This window comes from Streptomyces sp. Edi2 (assembly GCF_040253635.1).
Lineage (GTDB): Bacteria > Actinomycetota > Actinomycetes > Streptomycetales > Streptomycetaceae > Streptomyces.
Genome location: NZ_JBEJGX010000003.1, coordinates 1318676 through 1334306 on the forward strand (window position 1 = coordinate 1318676; position 15631 = coordinate 1334306).

13 protein-coding genes are annotated in these 15631 nt (G+C 70.9%); 4 read left to right on the forward strand and 9 right to left on the reverse strand.

The genetic code is table 11. The features are described 5' to 3' along the window. Positions 1-158: 158 nt before the first annotated feature. A complete protein-coding gene (locus ABR737_RS09225) occupies positions 159-1364 on the reverse strand; it encodes a geranylgeranyl reductase family protein (protein ID WP_350249697.1) in 1206 nt (401 codons plus the stop codon). Between the two features lie 177 nt (positions 1365-1541). Here ABR737_RS09225 and ABR737_RS09230 point away from each other — a divergent pair, with 177 nt between their 5' ends. Further along, positions 1542-2894, forward strand: coding sequence for a dipeptidase (locus ABR737_RS09230; protein ID WP_350249698.1), 1353 nt, complete (start codon positions 1542-1544; stop codon positions 2892-2894). Positions 2895-3570: 676 nt separating this feature from the next. Here the strand turns inward: ABR737_RS09230 and ABR737_RS09235 are convergent. The 4 genes from ABR737_RS09235 to ABR737_RS09250 form a co-directional block, all read right to left on the reverse strand. Then, positions 3571-4605, reverse strand: a complete 1035-nt coding sequence (locus ABR737_RS09235; RefSeq protein ID WP_350249699.1) for an NUDIX hydrolase — start codon at positions 4603-4605, stop codon at positions 3571-3573. 325 nt (positions 4606-4930) lie between these two features. Then, positions 4931-5848, reverse strand: a complete 918-nt coding sequence (locus tag ABR737_RS09240; protein ID WP_350249700.1) for a carbohydrate ABC transporter permease — start codon at positions 5846-5848, stop codon at positions 4931-4933. Continuing rightward, positions 5845-6756 carry a carbohydrate ABC transporter permease gene (locus ABR737_RS09245; RefSeq protein WP_350249701.1) on the reverse strand — a complete coding sequence of 304 codons (912 nt, stop codon included), beginning with the start codon at positions 6754-6756 and terminating at the stop codon, positions 5845-5847. The genes ABR737_RS09240 and ABR737_RS09245 overlap by 4 nt, the downstream gene beginning before the upstream one ends. Positions 6757-6800: 44 nt before the next feature. After that, positions 6801-8114, reverse strand: a complete 1314-nt coding sequence (locus ABR737_RS09250; protein ID WP_350249702.1) for an ABC transporter substrate-binding protein — start codon at positions 8112-8114, stop codon at positions 6801-6803. A gap of 212 nt (positions 8115-8326) precedes the next feature. Between ABR737_RS09250 and ABR737_RS09255 the strand changes: the two genes are divergently transcribed. Beyond that, positions 8327-10384 carry an NPCBM/NEW2 domain-containing protein gene (locus tag ABR737_RS09255; RefSeq protein ID WP_350249703.1) on the forward strand — a complete coding sequence of 686 codons (2058 nt, stop codon included), beginning with the start codon at positions 8327-8329 and terminating at the stop codon, positions 10382-10384. Positions 10385-10657: 273 nt separating this feature from the next. On the opposite strand, the gene ABR737_RS09260 is transcribed toward ABR737_RS09255, so the two are convergent. After that, positions 10658-11614 (reverse strand): ROK family protein, encoded by a 957-nt coding sequence (locus tag ABR737_RS09260; RefSeq protein ID WP_350249704.1) that lies wholly within the window; start codon positions 11612-11614, stop codon positions 10658-10660. Positions 11615-11755: 141 nt separating this feature from the next. Between ABR737_RS09260 and ABR737_RS09265 the strand changes: the two genes are divergently transcribed. Then, on the forward strand, positions 11756-12796 hold the full coding sequence (locus ABR737_RS09265; protein WP_350249705.1) for a LacI family DNA-binding transcriptional regulator: 1041 nt from the start codon (positions 11756-11758) through the stop codon (positions 12794-12796). A gap of 74 nt (positions 12797-12870) precedes the next feature. On the opposite strand, the gene ABR737_RS09270 is transcribed toward ABR737_RS09265, so the two are convergent. Both ABR737_RS09270 and ABR737_RS09275 read right to left on the reverse strand, forming a co-directional pair. Then, entirely contained in the window at positions 12871-13092 is a 222-nt protein-coding gene (locus ABR737_RS09270; RefSeq protein WP_350249706.1) for a hypothetical protein, read from the reverse strand. Positions 13093-13097: 5 nt separating this feature from the next. Continuing rightward, entirely contained in the window at positions 13098-13427 is a 330-nt protein-coding gene (locus ABR737_RS09275; protein ID WP_350249707.1) for a hypothetical protein, read from the reverse strand. Positions 13428-13499: 72 nt separating this feature from the next. Between ABR737_RS09275 and ABR737_RS09280 the strand changes: the two genes are divergently transcribed. Further along, on the forward strand, positions 13500-14126 hold the full coding sequence (locus ABR737_RS09280) for a TetR/AcrR family transcriptional regulator (protein WP_350249708.1): 627 nt from the start codon (positions 13500-13502) through the stop codon (positions 14124-14126). 213 nt (positions 14127-14339) lie between these two features. Here ABR737_RS09280 and ABR737_RS09285 read toward each other — a convergent pair whose 3' ends face one another. Continuing rightward, positions 14340-15623, reverse strand: coding sequence for a DUF6986 family protein (locus ABR737_RS09285; RefSeq protein ID WP_350249709.1), 1284 nt, complete (start codon positions 15621-15623; stop codon positions 14340-14342). Positions 15624-15631 lie beyond the last annotated feature (8 nt).

The window sequence follows — 15631 nt, forward strand, 5'->3', positions numbered from 1 at the left end:
GGTGATCCGGTGTACTCCCGGGGGAGTACACCGGGGGGTACGGGCCCGGAGGGACGGACGGCGTCTCGGCCCGCGGGCGGCGACAGGGGGCGACAGCCCCTCCGCACCGCCACCCACCGGCAGCCAGGCCCGTCTCACCCCTCCTGCCGCACCCTGACTCACCCCCGGTTCATGGCCTCCAGCGCCCGGCGCGCCATCGAGTGGGTGCGGACGAGCTCGGCCAGGGTGGTCGTCCCCCGGGTGATCTTCGCAAAGGCCTGCCAGGCCGGGCGGAACCCGGTGACCGCGGCGTGCAGCAGGCCGGGGCGGCGCGAGAAGACCTTGAGCATCTGGCGCCCCACCCCCATCTCCACGCCCAGGCCCGCCTTGATGGCGAAGGCGTAATTGAGTGCCTGGCGACGGGCGTCCACCGCGTCATGCGCCTCGGAGACGCGCACCGCCCACTCCCCGGCGAGCCGCCCCGACCGCAGCGCGAAGGAGATGCCCTCCCGCGTCCACGGCTCCAGCAGCCCGGCCGCGTCACCGCAGACCAGCACCCGGCCGCGGGACAGCGGGGAGTCCTCGGCGCGGCAGCGCGTCAGGTGCCCGGACGAGATGCTCGGCTCGAAACCGGCGAGCCCCAGCCGGCCGATGAAGTCCTCCAGATAGCGCTTGGTCGCGGCCCCCTCGCCGCGCGCGGAGATGACACCGACGGTCAGCGTGTCGCCCTTGGGGAAGACCCAGCCGTAGCTGCCGGGGATCGGGCCCCAGTCGATGAGCACCCGGCCCGCCCAGTCCTCGGCGACCGGCGCCGGTACCGGAATCTCCGCCTCCAGGCCGAGGTCGACCTGGTCGACCTTGACCCCGACATGGGCTCCTATCCGTCCGGCGCTGCCGTCCGCACCCACCACGGCGCGGGCCAGCACCACCTCGCCGTCGCCCAGCACCACGGCGACGGTCCGCCGGTCCGGCACCTCGGCGCCGTGCTGCTCCACCCGCGAGACCGTGACGCCCGTACGGACCGTCGCGCCCGCGTCCTTGGCCGAATCGACCAGCTGCGCATCGAAGTCCGGGCGGTTGATCAGCCCGAACAGCATGTTCCTGGAGCGGCGGGTGCGGGTCAGCCGGCCGTTCAGCGAGAACGTCACCGCATGCACCCGGTCGCGCAGCGGCAGCTCGAAGCCGGGCGGCAGCGCATCCCGCGAGGGGCCGATGATGCCGCCTCCACAGGTCTTGTAGCGCGGGAGCTCCGCCTTCTCCAGGAGCAGCACCCGGCGTCCTGTACAGGCCGCGGCATGCGCGGCCGAGGCGCCCGCGGGCCCCGCACCCACCACCACGACGTCCCACACCTGCTGGTTGTCCTCGGCTGCGTGCTCGCTGCTCACCTGTGCTTCTGCTCCCATCCGATGCCTGGCTGCGCGTACCGCCCGCATCCTACGGGCCGCTGTTGAGCCAGAGGCCTGTGGGAAGATCGGGGGCACTGATGCCCGTACGTCCGGCCCGTCCGGCTCACGAGGCCGGACCGCCCGTACGCACAACGTCGCGCCCACAAGGAGCGTTCCATGTCTGACAGCCCGCTCGCACGTACCGTCGCCGCACTGCAGCCCCGCGCCAGGACCGAGCTGGCCGAGCTGGTGGCCTTCAAGTCGGTGGCGGATCCGGCCCAGTTCCCCAAGAGCGAGTGCGAGGCGGCCGCCGATTGGATCGCCGGGGCGCTGCGGGCGGACGGTTTCCAGGACGTGGCGCTGCTGGACACCCCGGACGGCACCCGGTCGGTGTACGGCTTCCTGCCCGGCCCGGCCGGCGCGCCGACGGTGCTGCTGTATGCGCACTACGACGTGCAGCCCCCGCTGGACGAGTCCGCCTGGGTCTCCCCGCCGTTCGAGCTGACCGAGCGCGACGGCCGCTGGTACGGGCGCGGCGCGGCGGACTGCAAGGGCGGCCTGGTCATGCATCTGACGGCGCTGCGTGCCCTCAAGGAGCACGGCGGGGTGCCGGTCAACGTCAAGGTGATCGTGGAGGGTTCGGAGGAACAGGGTACCGGCGGCCTGGAGCGCTACGCCGAGGCCCACCCCGAGCTGCTGGCCGCCGACGCCATCGTGATCGGCGACGCCGGCAACTTCCGGGTCGGGCTGCCGACGGTGACCGCGACACTGCGCGGGATGACGCTCGTACGGGTCCAGGTCGACACCCTGGAGGGCAATCTGCACTCCGGCCAGTTCGGCGGCGCGGCCCCCGACGCCCTGGCCGCACTGATCCGGATCCTGGACTCGCTGCGCGCCGAGGACGGTTCGACCACGGTGAACGGGCTGGCCGCGGACGCCTCCTGGGAGGGCCTGCAGTACCCGGAGGAGGACTTCCGCAAGGACGCCAAGGTGCTCGACGGTGTCGGGCTGGTGGGCAGCGGTTCGGTCGCGGACCGGATCTGGGCGCGTCCGGCCGTCACGGTGCTCGGCATCGACTGCCCGCCGGTGGTCGGCGCCACCCCGTCCGTACAGGCCGGCGCGCGGGCACTGGTCAGCCTGCGGGTGCCGCCGGGCACGGACGCGGCCGAGGCGACGAAGCTGCTGACCGCGCATCTGGAGAGCGCCGCCCCCTGGGGCGCGCGGGTCACGGTCGAGCAGGTCGGCCAGGGCCAGGCGTTCCGCGCCGACACCAGCAGCCCGGCGTACACCTCGATGGCGGAGGCCCTGCGCGAGGCGTACGACGGCGAGGAGATGCAGACCTCCGGCATGGGCGGCTCGATCCCGCTGTGCAACACGCTGGCCGGGCTCTACCCGGACGCGGAGATTCTGCTGATCGGCCTGAGCGAGCCGGAGGCACAGATCCACGCGGTCAACGAAAGCGTGTCTCCGCAGGAGCTGGAGCGGCTTTCTCTTGCCGAGGCGTTGTTCCTCCGTCGGTTTGCGAAGTGATTCGCCGCATTTTCGGCTGACCCGCCGTTCCGCTGCGCTTTGCCTCCGCCCCACGTTTTCGGCTTTCTCGCCGTTGCGCCTGGCGGCGGCTGGGTCCGCTGCGCGGGGCTGTGGGTGCGGTGACGGGCCTGCGGGGCCGGTGTGTGGGACTGCTTCGCTTTACGTCCCACACACCGGCCCCTCCGGCCCGCCCCCTCCCGTGGGTAAGTAAGTGAACGTGGGTGGGGGCGGGCGTCGATCACAACCCATTCCCCCCTGCTACGGCCATCTTCCTCTGCCACAGCCATCTCCCTGTGCCATGGCCATTTCCTGTGCCTACGGGCATTCCCTACGTCCACGACGCGCGCCGGACCAGCCACAGCCACCCCCACCGGCCTTCTTCCCCCCCAACGGGAGGGGACGGGCCGGAGCGGGTGGGTGTCCGGACGTAAAGCGAAGCAGTCCGGACACCCACCCGCGCAGGCCCGTCACCGCACCCCGACAGCCCCGCGCAGCGGCACCGCCCGCCGCAGGCGCAACGGCGAGAAAGCCAAAATCGGGGGCGAGGCAAAGCGCAGCGGACCGGCCCGCCGCCAGGCGAAACGGCGAGCGCACCGCGCAGCGGGCGAGAAACGGCGAGCAACCCCCACGGCGGGCCAGCCAAAAACGTGGGCCAGAGGCAAAGCGCAGCGAACCGTCACCCCACGGGAACCCCGGCCTCCAGGTGGAGCGGACAGCCTCGTTCGCGGGCCCGTAGCGCCCAGTGGAGTCGGTTCCACCGGACCGGCGGCAGCATCTTCTCGGCCTCGGCCTCGGTCACAAAGCGCCAGTCGCGCAATTCCGCGCCGGGCAGCAGGAGTTTGCTGATCCGGTCGTCGGTCAGGGTGCCGCCGTCGTAGAGGAGTCGCAGGCCGCCGAAACCCGGCGGCCTGGGGGCTTCCCAGTCCAGTACCAGCAGGCGGAGCGCGCGGGGCAGTTCGATGCCCAGTTCCTCGGCGACCTCCCGTACGCCGGCACGGGCGGGTGCCTCGCCGCGTTCCACGACGCCGCCGGGGAATTCCCAGCCGGCCTTGTAGGTCGGGTCGACGAGCAGCACCCTGTCCTGGTCGTCGAAGAGCAGTACGCCGGCGGCGAGCGTTTCGGCGGTCGGTTCGGGGGTCTGCACGATGTCGCAGGCGCCGGCGCCGGTGCGGACGGCCTCGGCGACCTGCTCGGCGGTCTGCCGGGGGGTGAGCCGGGTGGTGTCGACGACATGGGCGTCGCCCTGGAGCCAGGGCAGTGCGTCGGCGTACGGGCCCAGGTGTTCCAGGCTCCGCCGGCGGGCCGACGCGGCGGTTCCGGCGTCGTCCGAGGTGTCCTGCCGCTCCGCTGTCCGGGCCCGCAGGATCGTTTCGTCGGCGTGCAGCAGGACGTGCCGTACGGGTATCCGGCGGGCGGCGAGGGCGCCGAAGATCTCGTCGCGGTACTCCTGGCGCAGCAGCGTCATCGGTGTCACCAGCGGGCCCGGGACCTCGGTGAGCAGTGCCGCGGCGGTGTCGACGACCATCCGCCGCCAGGCCGGGAGGTCCTGGTAGTCGTCGATCTCCTCGAACCGCTTGGCCGGCAGCATCAAGCGCAGTCCGCTGCCGAGGAGTTCGGGGTCGTAGAGCGTGCTTCCGGGAAGCAGGTCGAGCAATTCATGAGCCGTAGTGGTCTTGCCCGCACCGAACGTGCCGTTCAGCCAGACGATCACGGTTTCCCCTCTTCCCTAGACCCAGGTGAGTTGCCCGCCACACCCTGCCACGGAAAGGCTCGGGGCACGGGCCGCGCGCACGACCGGGAACGTTGCGCATTCGACCATCGGCGTGGCCAGGGAGGTTTCCGCCCCCGTGGACGCGCCGGTCGCGAAATGCCTCGCGCGGTGGAGGCCGGTCACTGCATCCGCCGCCGCGAGCCCCCGGCAAACAAGCGCTCCCCCGCCCCTCCTGTACCGAAACCCTCACCCGCATACCGAGTTCCCGGGCCGCCGCCGGGCCGCAGACCCCGCATATGACGGCGGCCCACCGCGCGGCGGTCGGTTACCCCTTGCTCGCGCCGAGGGTGAGTCCGGCGATGAAATGCCGCTGGAGGAGCAGGAAGACCACAATCGTGGGCAGCGCAACGAGGACGGAACCCGCGGCGAGAAGGTTGTAGTCCGTGAAAAATTGGCCGCGCAGATTGTTGAGGGCCGAGGTGACAGGGAGTTTGTCGCCGTCGGAGAGGAAGACCAGACCCCACAGGAAGTCGTTGTACATCCAGGTGAATTGCAGGGTGCCCAGGGCGGCAAGTGCGGGCCGGCACAGGGGCAGGGTGACCCGGCGGTACTGCGCCCAGACACCGGCGCCGTCGACGATCGCGGCCTCCAGGATTTCCCGCGGCAGCGTGCGCATGAAATTCGCCAGGACGAAGACACAGAAGCCGAGTTGGAAGGCGATCTGCACGGCGATGACGGCCCAGAGGGAGTCGTACATCGTCAGGGATGCGGACATCCAGTACGGCAGTGGAATCTTGTTGAAAAGGACGTAGAGCGGGGTGACGATCACCTGCTGGGGCAGCAGGTTTCCGGCGGTGAAGAGCATCAGCAGGACGAGGCCGCCGCGAATGCGCAGCCGGGACACGGCAAAGGCCACGAACGAGGCCAGGAAAAGGGTGAGCAGGACACCGGGGACCGCGATGAGGAGCGAGTTGAGAAAGTATCTGCCCATCCCGGAGTCGGTGAAGGCCTGGTGGTAGTAGTCGAAGGAGAGATGACGCGGGAGGGAGAAGTAGCCGTATGCCGCGGTCTCTTCGTAAGGGCGCAGCGAGGCGTAGACGGCCAGTAGCAGCGGGGCGAGGAAGGCGAGTGAGACCGTGGAAAGGAAGAGGTGGACGCCGAACCGGCCGCGGCGGCGGGCGGGGGCCCGGGGCGCGTGGGCGGGCCGCGGGGCGGGCGGTGCGGTGGCGGCAGGTGCGGTCATCGCCGCTCCTCCCCTCGGAGTTCCTGGACGAGATAGGTCACGATGAATCCCAGCGAGACCAGCAGCAGGACGACGGCGATGGCCGAGCCGAATCCGATCCGGCCGGCCTCCCCGATGATGTTGTCGGTGACCAGCACTGACAGCAGTTCCAGGCCGTTACGGCCCTTGTTGATGGCGTAGACGATGTCGAAGGCGCGCAGCGATTCGATGACGGTGATGACGCCGACGATGACGTTCACCGGGCGCAGGGTGGGCAGCACGATCCGGAAGAAGGCCTGCCGTTCGCTCGCACCGTCGAGTGCGGCGGCCTCTTTGAGGCCGGGGTCGACGGATTTCAGTCCGGCGAGATAGAGGATCATGACATAGCCGGTGTGCCGCCAGCAGGCGGCCAGCAGCACCATCCAGATATTGAGTCCGGGATTTCCCAGCCAGTCGGTGGGATTCCGGCCGCCGATGACGGCGTTCAGTGCGCCCTGGTCCCGGGAGAGGATCAGCTGGGCGATAAAGCCGACGACGGCGAGTGAGAGCACCACCGGCATATAGAGCGTCGACTGGTAGAAGCGGCTGAAGCGGACACCGCGGTCGATGAGTACGGCGAGCAGCAGGCCGAAGGGGGCCGCGAGCAGCCCGAGGGCGGCCAGCCACAGCAGGTTGTGGCGGACCGCCGGCCAGAACTGCGGGTAGGTGGTGAAGAGGTTGTCGTAATTGGTGAGTCCGGCCCAGTGGATGGCGCCGATGCCGTCCCAGGTGGTGAAAGACAGTCCGACCGAGGCCAGTGTCGGGCCCCAGATCAGGGCGAGGTCGAGCAGGATGGGTATGCCCAGCAGCACGCCGAGGACGGCGAGGTCACGGCGGGTGTGATGCCGCGGTCCCGGTCTTTTGGCGCGCCGTGCGCGGGTGTTCGGCACGGCGGTTCACTCCCCGTCTTTCACAGCGGTCCTGTGGCGGCCGCTCACGTGGCCGAAAAGATCTGCTTCTTCTGGCGTTCGATGTCATTGACCAGGCCGTCGATGTCATCCGGTGCGCCGAGAAACTGCTGGATCGCCTGGATCATGACGGTCGAGGCGAAATCGGGCCGGGTGTCGCGGTCCATGAACTGCGATATCTGCTGGGCACTTGACACCAGCTGGACAGCCTTCTTCTGCAGCGGGGTGTAGGCGGCGGTGTCCGCGCCGCTGTTGACCGCGACGTTGTTGGGGTCGGACGCAAGATAGATGTCCTCCGCCGTGGGCGTGGCGAGGAATTTCAGCAGGTCCCTCGCCCCGTCCTTGTCCTTGGCCTTCTTCGACATCAGAAATCCGTCGACCGGGGCCTCGACCGCGTCCTGCCCGTGGGCCGGGTCGATTTCCGGGAAGGGGAAGAAGTCCAGGTCCGCGCGGTCGGCCGCGCTGAACTGCTGGCCGGGGTGCGGCAGTCCGAGCACGGTCATGCCGGCCTTCTTCTGTGCGAGGGTCTGCGCCGCCTCCTGCCACGTGCGGCCGTTGGCGCCCTTCTGGTGATACGGCATCAGTCCGCGCCAGAGGTCGAATACCTGCTTGACCTGGGGACTGTTCCAGGCCTTCTGGCCGCTCATCAGCGCGATGTGGAAGTCATAGCCGTTGGCGCGCATATTGAGGTAGTCGAACGTACCCATCGCCGGCCAGCCGTCCTTGTCGCCGAAGGCGAACGGCACCAGCCCGTCCTTCTGCATCTGCCGGGCCAGCGCCCGGTACTGGTCGAAGGTCTTGGGGATCTCGTACCCCTTCTCCCGGAACACGCTCTTGCGGTGGAAGACGGCCCACGGATAGTAGTAGTACGGCACCAGGTACTGCTTGCCGTCGCGCCCCGTCGACTGCTTCTTCAGCGCATCGGAGAACCCGTCGAATCCCTGCCACAGGTCGCTGATATCGGAGAGCAGGCCCTTCTGCGCGAAGTACTGCATACGGTTGCCGGCGAACCACATGAAGACATCGTCCGGACTGCCCTGGAGATAACGGTTGATGTTCTCCTGGAAGTTCTCGTGGTTGACGGTGTTCACCCGCACCGTCTTCTTCGACTTCTTCTCATAGGCCTTGAAGGCCTCGGCAAAGGCTTTCTTCGGTACGGCGTCCGAGGCATTCGAGCCCATCGTGACGCCGTTCGGGCCGCTGCCGCAGGCGGCGAGCAGGGACGGGAGGGCCACGGCCCCCGCGCCGAGCGCCGCGCTCCTCAGCAGCGTCCGGCGGGACCTCCGACGTCCCGCCGCCTCCCCGTACGTATCCGAGCCGCTGCTCGTTGACTGGACCATGTCCCCCTCCTCAGGGGTGGAACCAAACAGAACCGAACGCGAGTGGTGGGATCTCACTCCGAACTGCAGGGCCAGTCAAGGGTTTTGGCAGGCGATACCGGAACCGTTACCGCCCCTCTTCCAACAGACTCCAACACGCCCTACCGTAAACACTCGCACGCGACCGGTACACGACCCCACCACGCCTCTCGCGAAGACGGAGGACGCGAACCATGCGCGTTCAGATCCGCACCACCCACCGGCGAGGTCACCGAAGAATCGTCGGAGCGCTGTCCGCCGCGCTGCTGTGTACGGCAGGGGCGACCGCCCTGCCCGCCGCGGCCCGTACGCCTGACGCCCCGGGAGCCGGCCCTTCCCGCAACGCCCCCGCACCCCGGCTCCCCGGCGGGCTCGCCAAGACGCCCCCGATGGGTTTCAACAACTGGAACTCCACCAACTGCCGGGCCGAGTTCAACGAGGAGATGGTCAAGGGCATCGCCGATCTCTTCGTCGCCAAGGGCCTCAAGGACGCCGGCTATCAGTACGTCAATCTCGACGACTGCTGGGCGCTGCCCACCCGCGACGGGAACGGCAAGCTCGTGCCGGATCCGCAGCGATTCCCCCACGGCATCAAGGCGGTGGCCGATTACGTCCACTCCAAAGGCCTGAAATTCGGCATCTACACGAGTGCCGGTATCAAAACCTGCAACCCGGCCGGATTCCCCGGCGGCCTGGGCCATGAGAAGTCCGACGCCCAGCAGTTCGCCGACTGGGGTGTGGACTACCTCAAGTACGACAACTGCAATAACCTCGGTGTGGACGCCAAGCAGCGGTACCGCACGATGCGGGACGCGATCGAGGCCACCGGGCGGCCCATCGTCTACAGCATCTGCGAATGGGGCGAGAACAAGCCCTGGGAGTGGGCGTCGGACGTAGGGCATCTGTGGCGCACCACCGGCGACATCAGCGACTCGTGGTCCAGCATGCTCGGGATCGCCAAGCAGAATCTGCCGCTCGCCCCGCACGCCGGACCGGGCCACTGGAACGACCCGGACATGCTGGAGGTCGGCAACGGCGGCATGACCGACACCGAGTACCGGACCCACTTCTCCCTGTGGTCGATGATGGCCGCCCCGCTGCTGATCGGCTCCGACCTGCGCAAGGCAGGCCCGCAGACGTTCGAGATCCTGGCCAACAAGGACCTCATCGCCGTCGACCAGGACCGGCTGGGCAAGCAGGCCACGGTGGCGAAGTCAGAGTCCGGCCGCTGGACGCTGGTACGGCAACTGGCCGACGGCGCCCGCGCGGTGGCGCTGTTCAACGAGACCGGCGGGCCGCAGCGGATCACCACCACGGCCAAGGAGCTGGGCCTCCCGCAGGCCGACGGCTACCGGCTGCGCGATCTGTGGCGGCACCAGGACACCCACACCACGGGCACCGTCTCGGCGACCGTCCCGGCGCACGGCACCACTGTCTACCGCATCTCCCCGGACAAGCGCTGGGCCACCTACCCGCCGGCCGTCGAGACCGGCACCGACCGTACGCCGCTGGTCGAGGCCGGCACCCCCGCCGCTCTCCGCTCCACCGTCCGCAACCTGGGCGGCACCCCCGCCCAGAGGGTCGCCGTCACGCTGAAGGCCCCGCAGGGGTGGCGGGTGCGGGCCACCTCCCCGGCGACGGCCCGGGCCCTGCCCGGCGGCCGGACGCTCACCACCGGCTGGAAGATCACCGCACCGGCCGGCACCGCGCCCGGGGGCTACGATCTGCCGCTCATCGCCGACTACCGCTCACCCCGCGGCGAACGGCTCACCACCACACTGCCCGGCACCGCCCATGTCGTGGTGCCACCGCCGTCCGGGACCGCGTACGCCGCCGAACTCCCCTGGCTCACCGCCGCCAACGGCTGGGGGCCGGTCGAGAAGAACACCAGCGTCGGGGAGCGCGACGCCGGGGACGGCCGGCCGATCAGCATCGGCGGCACCGGCTTCGCGAAGGGCCTCGGGGTGCATGCGCCCAGCGAGGTGAGCTTCTACACCGGCGGGCGCTGCTCGGCGTTCAGCGCCCAGGTCGGCATCGACGACGAGTCCGGTGACCGGGGGTCGGCGGGCTTCGAGGTGTGGGCCGACGGCAAACAGGTCGCCGCGAGCCCCGCGGTGACCGGAGCGGATGCCGCCAAGGCCGTCAGCGCCCAGGTCACCGGAGCGCAGACCGTCCGGCTCGTCGTGACCGACGGCGGGGACGGTATCGACTACGACCACGCCGACTGGGCGGACGCCAAGTTCCAGTGCTGACGCCACGTTCCCGTGCTGAAGTGCTGAGCGTCGCCTTCCGCTCACACGGGCGGGTACGGGGATGATGCCGCCGGGCGGGCCCTCGGCCCGCCCGGTCCCGCACCCGGGAACTCGTCGACGCCGGGCAACTCGTTAACGCCCAGCACCTCGTCCACGCCCGACACCTCGTCAACGGCGCGGAAGGCCATTCCCATGCCGCCATTCCGCCATTCCCATGCCGCAGGGCCGATCCGGCCGGTCGCAGGCGCACGAGGCCGGTGCCCGTGCCGCGGGTCAGCGCGTGGCGGCGAAGGCATCGGGACGGGACCGTTGCCCGGCGGCAGCGGCGGCGCCCACCACCCCGGCGTCCGTGCCCATTTGGGCCGGTACGACCGTCAGGCCCGACACGAACGACAACGTCGCATAGTCCCGCAGGGCCGCCCGCAAGGGGGCGAAGAGGACGTCACCCGCGCCCGCGACTCCCCCGCCGATGACCGCGATGTCTATCTCCACGAGCGTGGCGGTGGCGGCGATCCCGGCGGCCAGCGCCCGGGCGGCTCGTTCGAAGGAGCGCAGGGCGACCGGGTCACCGGCGTGCGCCGCCGCGGCGACGGCTGCCGCGCTGGTGTCTCCGTCGGGGCCGGGCTGCCAGCCGTTGGCCAGCGCCCGGCGGGCGATGTTGGGGCCGCTGGCGATCCGCTCGACGCAGCCGCGGGACCCGCACGGGCAGGGGTCACCGTCGACCTCGACGCTGATGTGACCGATGTGCCCGGCGTTGCCCGTGGGGCCCGGGTGGAGGCGGCCGTTGAGGACGAGTCCGCCGCCGACGCCGGTGGAGACCACCATGCACAGCGCATTGGCGTGACCGCGCGCGGCACCCTGCCAGTGTTCGGCCGCGGTCATCGCGACACCGTCGCCGACCAGCACGACAGGGCGCTCTCCGACCAGCGCCCGCACCCCGGCGACCAGCGGGAAGTCGCGCCAGCCGGGGATGTTGACCGGGCTGACGGTGCCGGACGAGGCGTCGACCGGGCCCGCGCTGCCGATGCCGACGGCCGTCACCCGCGCCCAGTCGGGCCCCGCGGCCAGCTCGGCGACCACATCGGCCACCGCACGCATCACCGTGGCCCCGTCCTTGTCGGCGGGGGTGGGCCGGGCGGCCCGCTCGACGAGTCTGCCGCGGGCATCCACCAGAGCGCCGGCGATCTTGGTGCCGCCAATGTCCAACGCTGCGCTGAGGTCGGTCTGCATCGGTGTGGATTCTCCTGGTGGGCCCGGGGACCGAGCGTACCGGCCCGGCGTGAGAACGCCAGTCTTCCCTCGTTTGACAACGTTGTCTAGAGGCTATGCTCGACGCCACACCTGACGCCGACAGAATCAGGACCGCACACCGTGACCGACACCGCGCGGGGCACGTCCCGCCGCTATGGCACCCGGCCCACGATGAAGGATGTCGCGGCGCGCGCCGGGGTCGGCCTCAAAACGGTCTCCCGCGTGGTCAACGGCGAACCGGGCGTCACCCCGGACACCGAGCGACGCGTCCAGGAATCGATCACCGCCCTGGGGTTCCGCCGTAACGACTCGGCCCGGATCCTGCGCAAAGGGCGTACCGCCAGCATCGGTCTGGTGCTGGAAGATCTCGCGGACCCGTTCTACGGCCCGCTCAACCGCACCGTCGAGGAAGTCGCCCGCGGCCACGGGGCGCTGCTGATCAACGGCTCCAGCGCCGAGGACCCGGCGCGCGAACAGGAGTTGGTGCTGGCGCTGTGCGCACGGCGGGTCGACGGGCTGGTCATCATCCCGGCCGCCGACGACCACCGCTATCTGGAACCCGAGATCGCGGCCGGGATAGCGACCGTCTTCGTGGACCGCCCGCCCGGCCGGATCGATGCGGACGTCGTGGTCTCCGACAACTTCGGCGGCGCCCAGGACGCGGTGGCCCACCTCATCGCACACGGCCACCGCCGGATCGGCTTCATCGGTGACCAGCCGCGGATCCACACCGCGCGCGAACGGCTGCGCGGCTACCGCACGGCAATGGCCGCGGCGGGCCTGCCCGTTGACGACTCCTGGGTGGCGCTGGGCTCCACGGCGCCCGAGCGGGTACGCGCCGCCGCCACCGCGATGCTGGCCGCCCCCGAGCCGGTCACCGCCCTCTTCGCGGGCAACAACCGGGTCACCGTCACCGCCGTACGCGTCCTCGGCGAACACCCGCGCCCGGTCGCGCTGGTGGGCTTCGACGACTTCGAACTGGCCGATCTCGTCCGGCCCGCGATCACCGTCGTCGCCCAGGATCCGGCGTGCATGGGCCGGACGGCCGCCGGTCTGCTCTTCCGGCGTCTGGAGGGCACCGAGGACCCGCCGCAGCGCAGGGAGATCCCCACCAGCCTGATCGCCCGCGGCTCGGGCGAGATCCCGCCCGCGGAGAGCTGAACTCCCCGGCGACCGGGGGCCGGGGACCGGGCCCTGGCGGAAACGGGGGCGGGCCGAGAGGGTCCAGCGGGTGATCACCGGTCGTCGCGGTCCGGCTCCCTCACCCGGCCCGCCTTCTTCCAGATGAGCACCATCCCCAGCGCGAGCACGATCAGCGCGACGATCACGATGACACCCTTGATCGCGGCATCGGCCACCAGGTGGGCGAGGATGTCGGAGCCGTCGTCACCCTCGCCGCCGGCGCCGCCCCGGGCGAGGGCGGCGTACACCGGGCCGTCGCCAACCGGCGGGCCCACGCAGGTCATCGGGCCTCGCCCCGCCCCGGCTCCCGTTCGTGCTGCCGCCGCCCGCGCCCGTCGTCGTCCAGGTGACGGGCCGCCGCCCGCACCACCGCGCCGGCCACCGATCCGCCACCCCGAGGCGACGCCCCGCCACGGCTCCGCGCGGCGCCCCGGTCGTCCAGATAGCGGCTCACGGCCTGGGCGGCGGGTGCCGCATACCGCCGCGCCGCACCGAGTTTCCCCCGGCGCTTGAGGACGAGCGCCACGGCGAAGACCAGCAGGGCCAGCACCACCAGGCCGCCCGCCATCAGGCCGAATCGGATGAGAAGAACGTTCAGAACCCGCTCCACGGCCATCCCTCCATTCTTTGTATCACAGGTGTGATAGAAAACAATTTATCACAGCCGTGATACAAAGAGGGCATGCCCAAACAGGTGGACCGAGAAGCCCGGCGCCGCGAGGTCGTCGACGCCCTCTTCCGCGTCGTCGTACGCGACGGCCTCCAGCGCGCCTCGCTGCGCACCGTCGCGGACGAGGCCGGGCTCAACATCGGTTCGGTCCGGCACTACTTCGCCGGCCAGGAAGAGCTGATGCGCTTTGCGATGCGGTCGATGGTCGACCGGGTCGGCGACAGACTCCAGCGCCGTATCGACGAGTTGGGCGATCTGGACGGACTTTCGGGGCCCGAGATCCGCCGCTGCGCGATGGAACTGCTCTCCGAGCTGCTGCCCCTGAACGACAGCCGGCGCGCCGAGGTCACCGTCCTCGTCGACTTCTCCACCGCCGCCCGGACCCACCCCGGGATCGACGACCTCGCCCGGGAGACCGCCACCGGCACCCGGACCCTCGTCCGCCGCATCCTCACCCGCCTCGACACGGCGGGCGGGCTGCGCGCGGATCTCACCCTCGACACCGAGACCGAGCGGCTGACGTCCCTCCTGGACGGCCTCGCTTTCACCGCCGTACTACGGCCCGACGTACTGGACGCGCAGACCTGCGCCACGGTCCTGCGCGCCCATCTCGACGACCTGGCGCCGGCTACGGGCTGACGTACGACGAGGCCCCCGCCGGTCGGGCGGGGGCCTGGTGGGGTGTACGGGGCCTCATGAGGCGCACGGGGGCCTCGTGGGCGTACGGGAGCCTCGTAGACGTACGGGGGCGCAAGCGGGCACGGCAGCCAACCGGCCAACCTTCCCCACCACGTGCCTCGTTGCACCACCCGATGGACTGTGGCCCGTTGTGCGCGACAACGGGCCATGCCCTCAGACCGTGGCAGCCGGGCGCCCTGCGAGCGCGTCCAGGTCGGCGCGGGTCATTCCGGTCAGCCGGGCGACCTCGGCGGTGTCCACGGCGCCGCAGTCCAGACCGCGCAGCAGATAGCCGCTGAGCGCCTTGGCGGTGGCGGGCTCGTCCATGACATCGCCGCCGGCCTTGGCGACATAGGCCGCGAGCCGGGCCGCGGCCTGCTCCAGGCCCTCGCGGTAGAAGGCGTAGACCGCCGCGTAACGGGTGGGCAGATGGGCGGGGTGCATGTCCCAGCCCTGGTAGTAGGCGCGCGCCAGCGAGCGGCGCACCAGGCCGTGGTGCAGGCGCCAGGCGGCGTGCACCTGCTCCGTCGGGCCGACCGGCAGGACATTGGTGGACCCGTCGGAGAGACGGACGCCGGTGCCCGCGGCGGCGACCTGCATCACGGCCTTGGCGTGGTCGGCCACCGGGTGGTCGAGGGACTGGTGGGCGGCGCTGACGCCGCAGGAGGCGCTGTAGTCGAAGGTGCCGTAGTGCAGGGAGGTGGCGCGGCCCTCGGCGGCCTCGATCATGCGGGCGACGGTGGCGCGGCCGTCGGCGCCCAGGATCGACTGGGTGGTCTCGATCTGGATCTCGAAGCCGATCCGGCCGGCCTCCAGGCCGTGCGCCTTCTCGAAGGCCTCCAGCAGCCGGACCATGGCGGTGACCTGCTCGGCGTAGGTGACCTTCGGGAGGGTCAGCACCAGGCCGTCGGGCAGGCCGCCGGCCCCCATGAGGCCGGTGAGGAAGATGTCGAGGGTGCGGATACCGCGGTCGCGGACGGCGGCTTCCATGCACTTCATCCGGATGCCCATGCAAGGGGCGGCGGTGCCTTCCCGGTAGGCGGCGGCCACCAGGGCGGCGGCACGGGCCGCGGCCTCGTCCTCCTCGGCGTCGGGGCGGGGGCCGTAGCCGTCCTCGAAGTCGATGCGCAGGTCCTCGACGGGCTCACGGGTCAGCTTGGCGCGGACCCGGTCGTGGACCTCCACCGCGAGCGCGTCGGGGAGGCCGAGGACGGCGGCGAGCGCACCGGCGTCCGGGGCGTGCTCGTCGAGGGCGGCGAGCGCCTGGTCACCCCAGGAGCGCAGGGTGCCGGCGGTGACGACATCGCCGGGGACGTAGACCGTGTGGACCGGCTGGCGGGTGCCGGGGTCGCCCGGGTAGCGCCGCGCCAGATCCGCGTCCACCTGGGCGAGGGCGGCCCCGATTCCCTCGCGTACGGTGTCCGCGAGGCTCGTCGCCACGCTCTCCTGCTGCCCCATTCGATACC

Coding starts and splice junctions, on each gene's coding strand:
- ABR737_RS09285 (WP_350249709.1), bottom strand. CDS start 15,623: ATGGGGCAGCAGGAGAGCGTGGCGACGAGCCTCGCGGACACCGTACGC.
- ABR737_RS09260 (WP_350249704.1), bottom strand. CDS start 11,614: ATGCAGACCGACCTCAGCGCAGCGTTGGACATTGGCGGCACCAAGATC.
- ABR737_RS09230 (WP_350249698.1), top strand. CDS start 1,542: ATGTCTGACAGCCCGCTCGCACGTACCGTCGCCGCACTGCAGCCCCGC.
- ABR737_RS09240 (WP_350249700.1), bottom strand. CDS start 5,848: ATGACCGCACCTGCCGCCACCGCACCGCCCGCCCCGCGGCCCGCCCAC.
- ABR737_RS09255 (WP_350249703.1), top strand. CDS start 8,327: ATGCGCGTTCAGATCCGCACCACCCACCGGCGAGGTCACCGAAGAATC.
- ABR737_RS09250 (WP_350249702.1), bottom strand. CDS start 8,114: ATGGTCCAGTCAACGAGCAGCGGCTCGGATACGTACGGGGAGGCGGCG.
- ABR737_RS09280 (WP_350249708.1), top strand. CDS start 13,500: ATGCCCAAACAGGTGGACCGAGAAGCCCGGCGCCGCGAGGTCGTCGAC.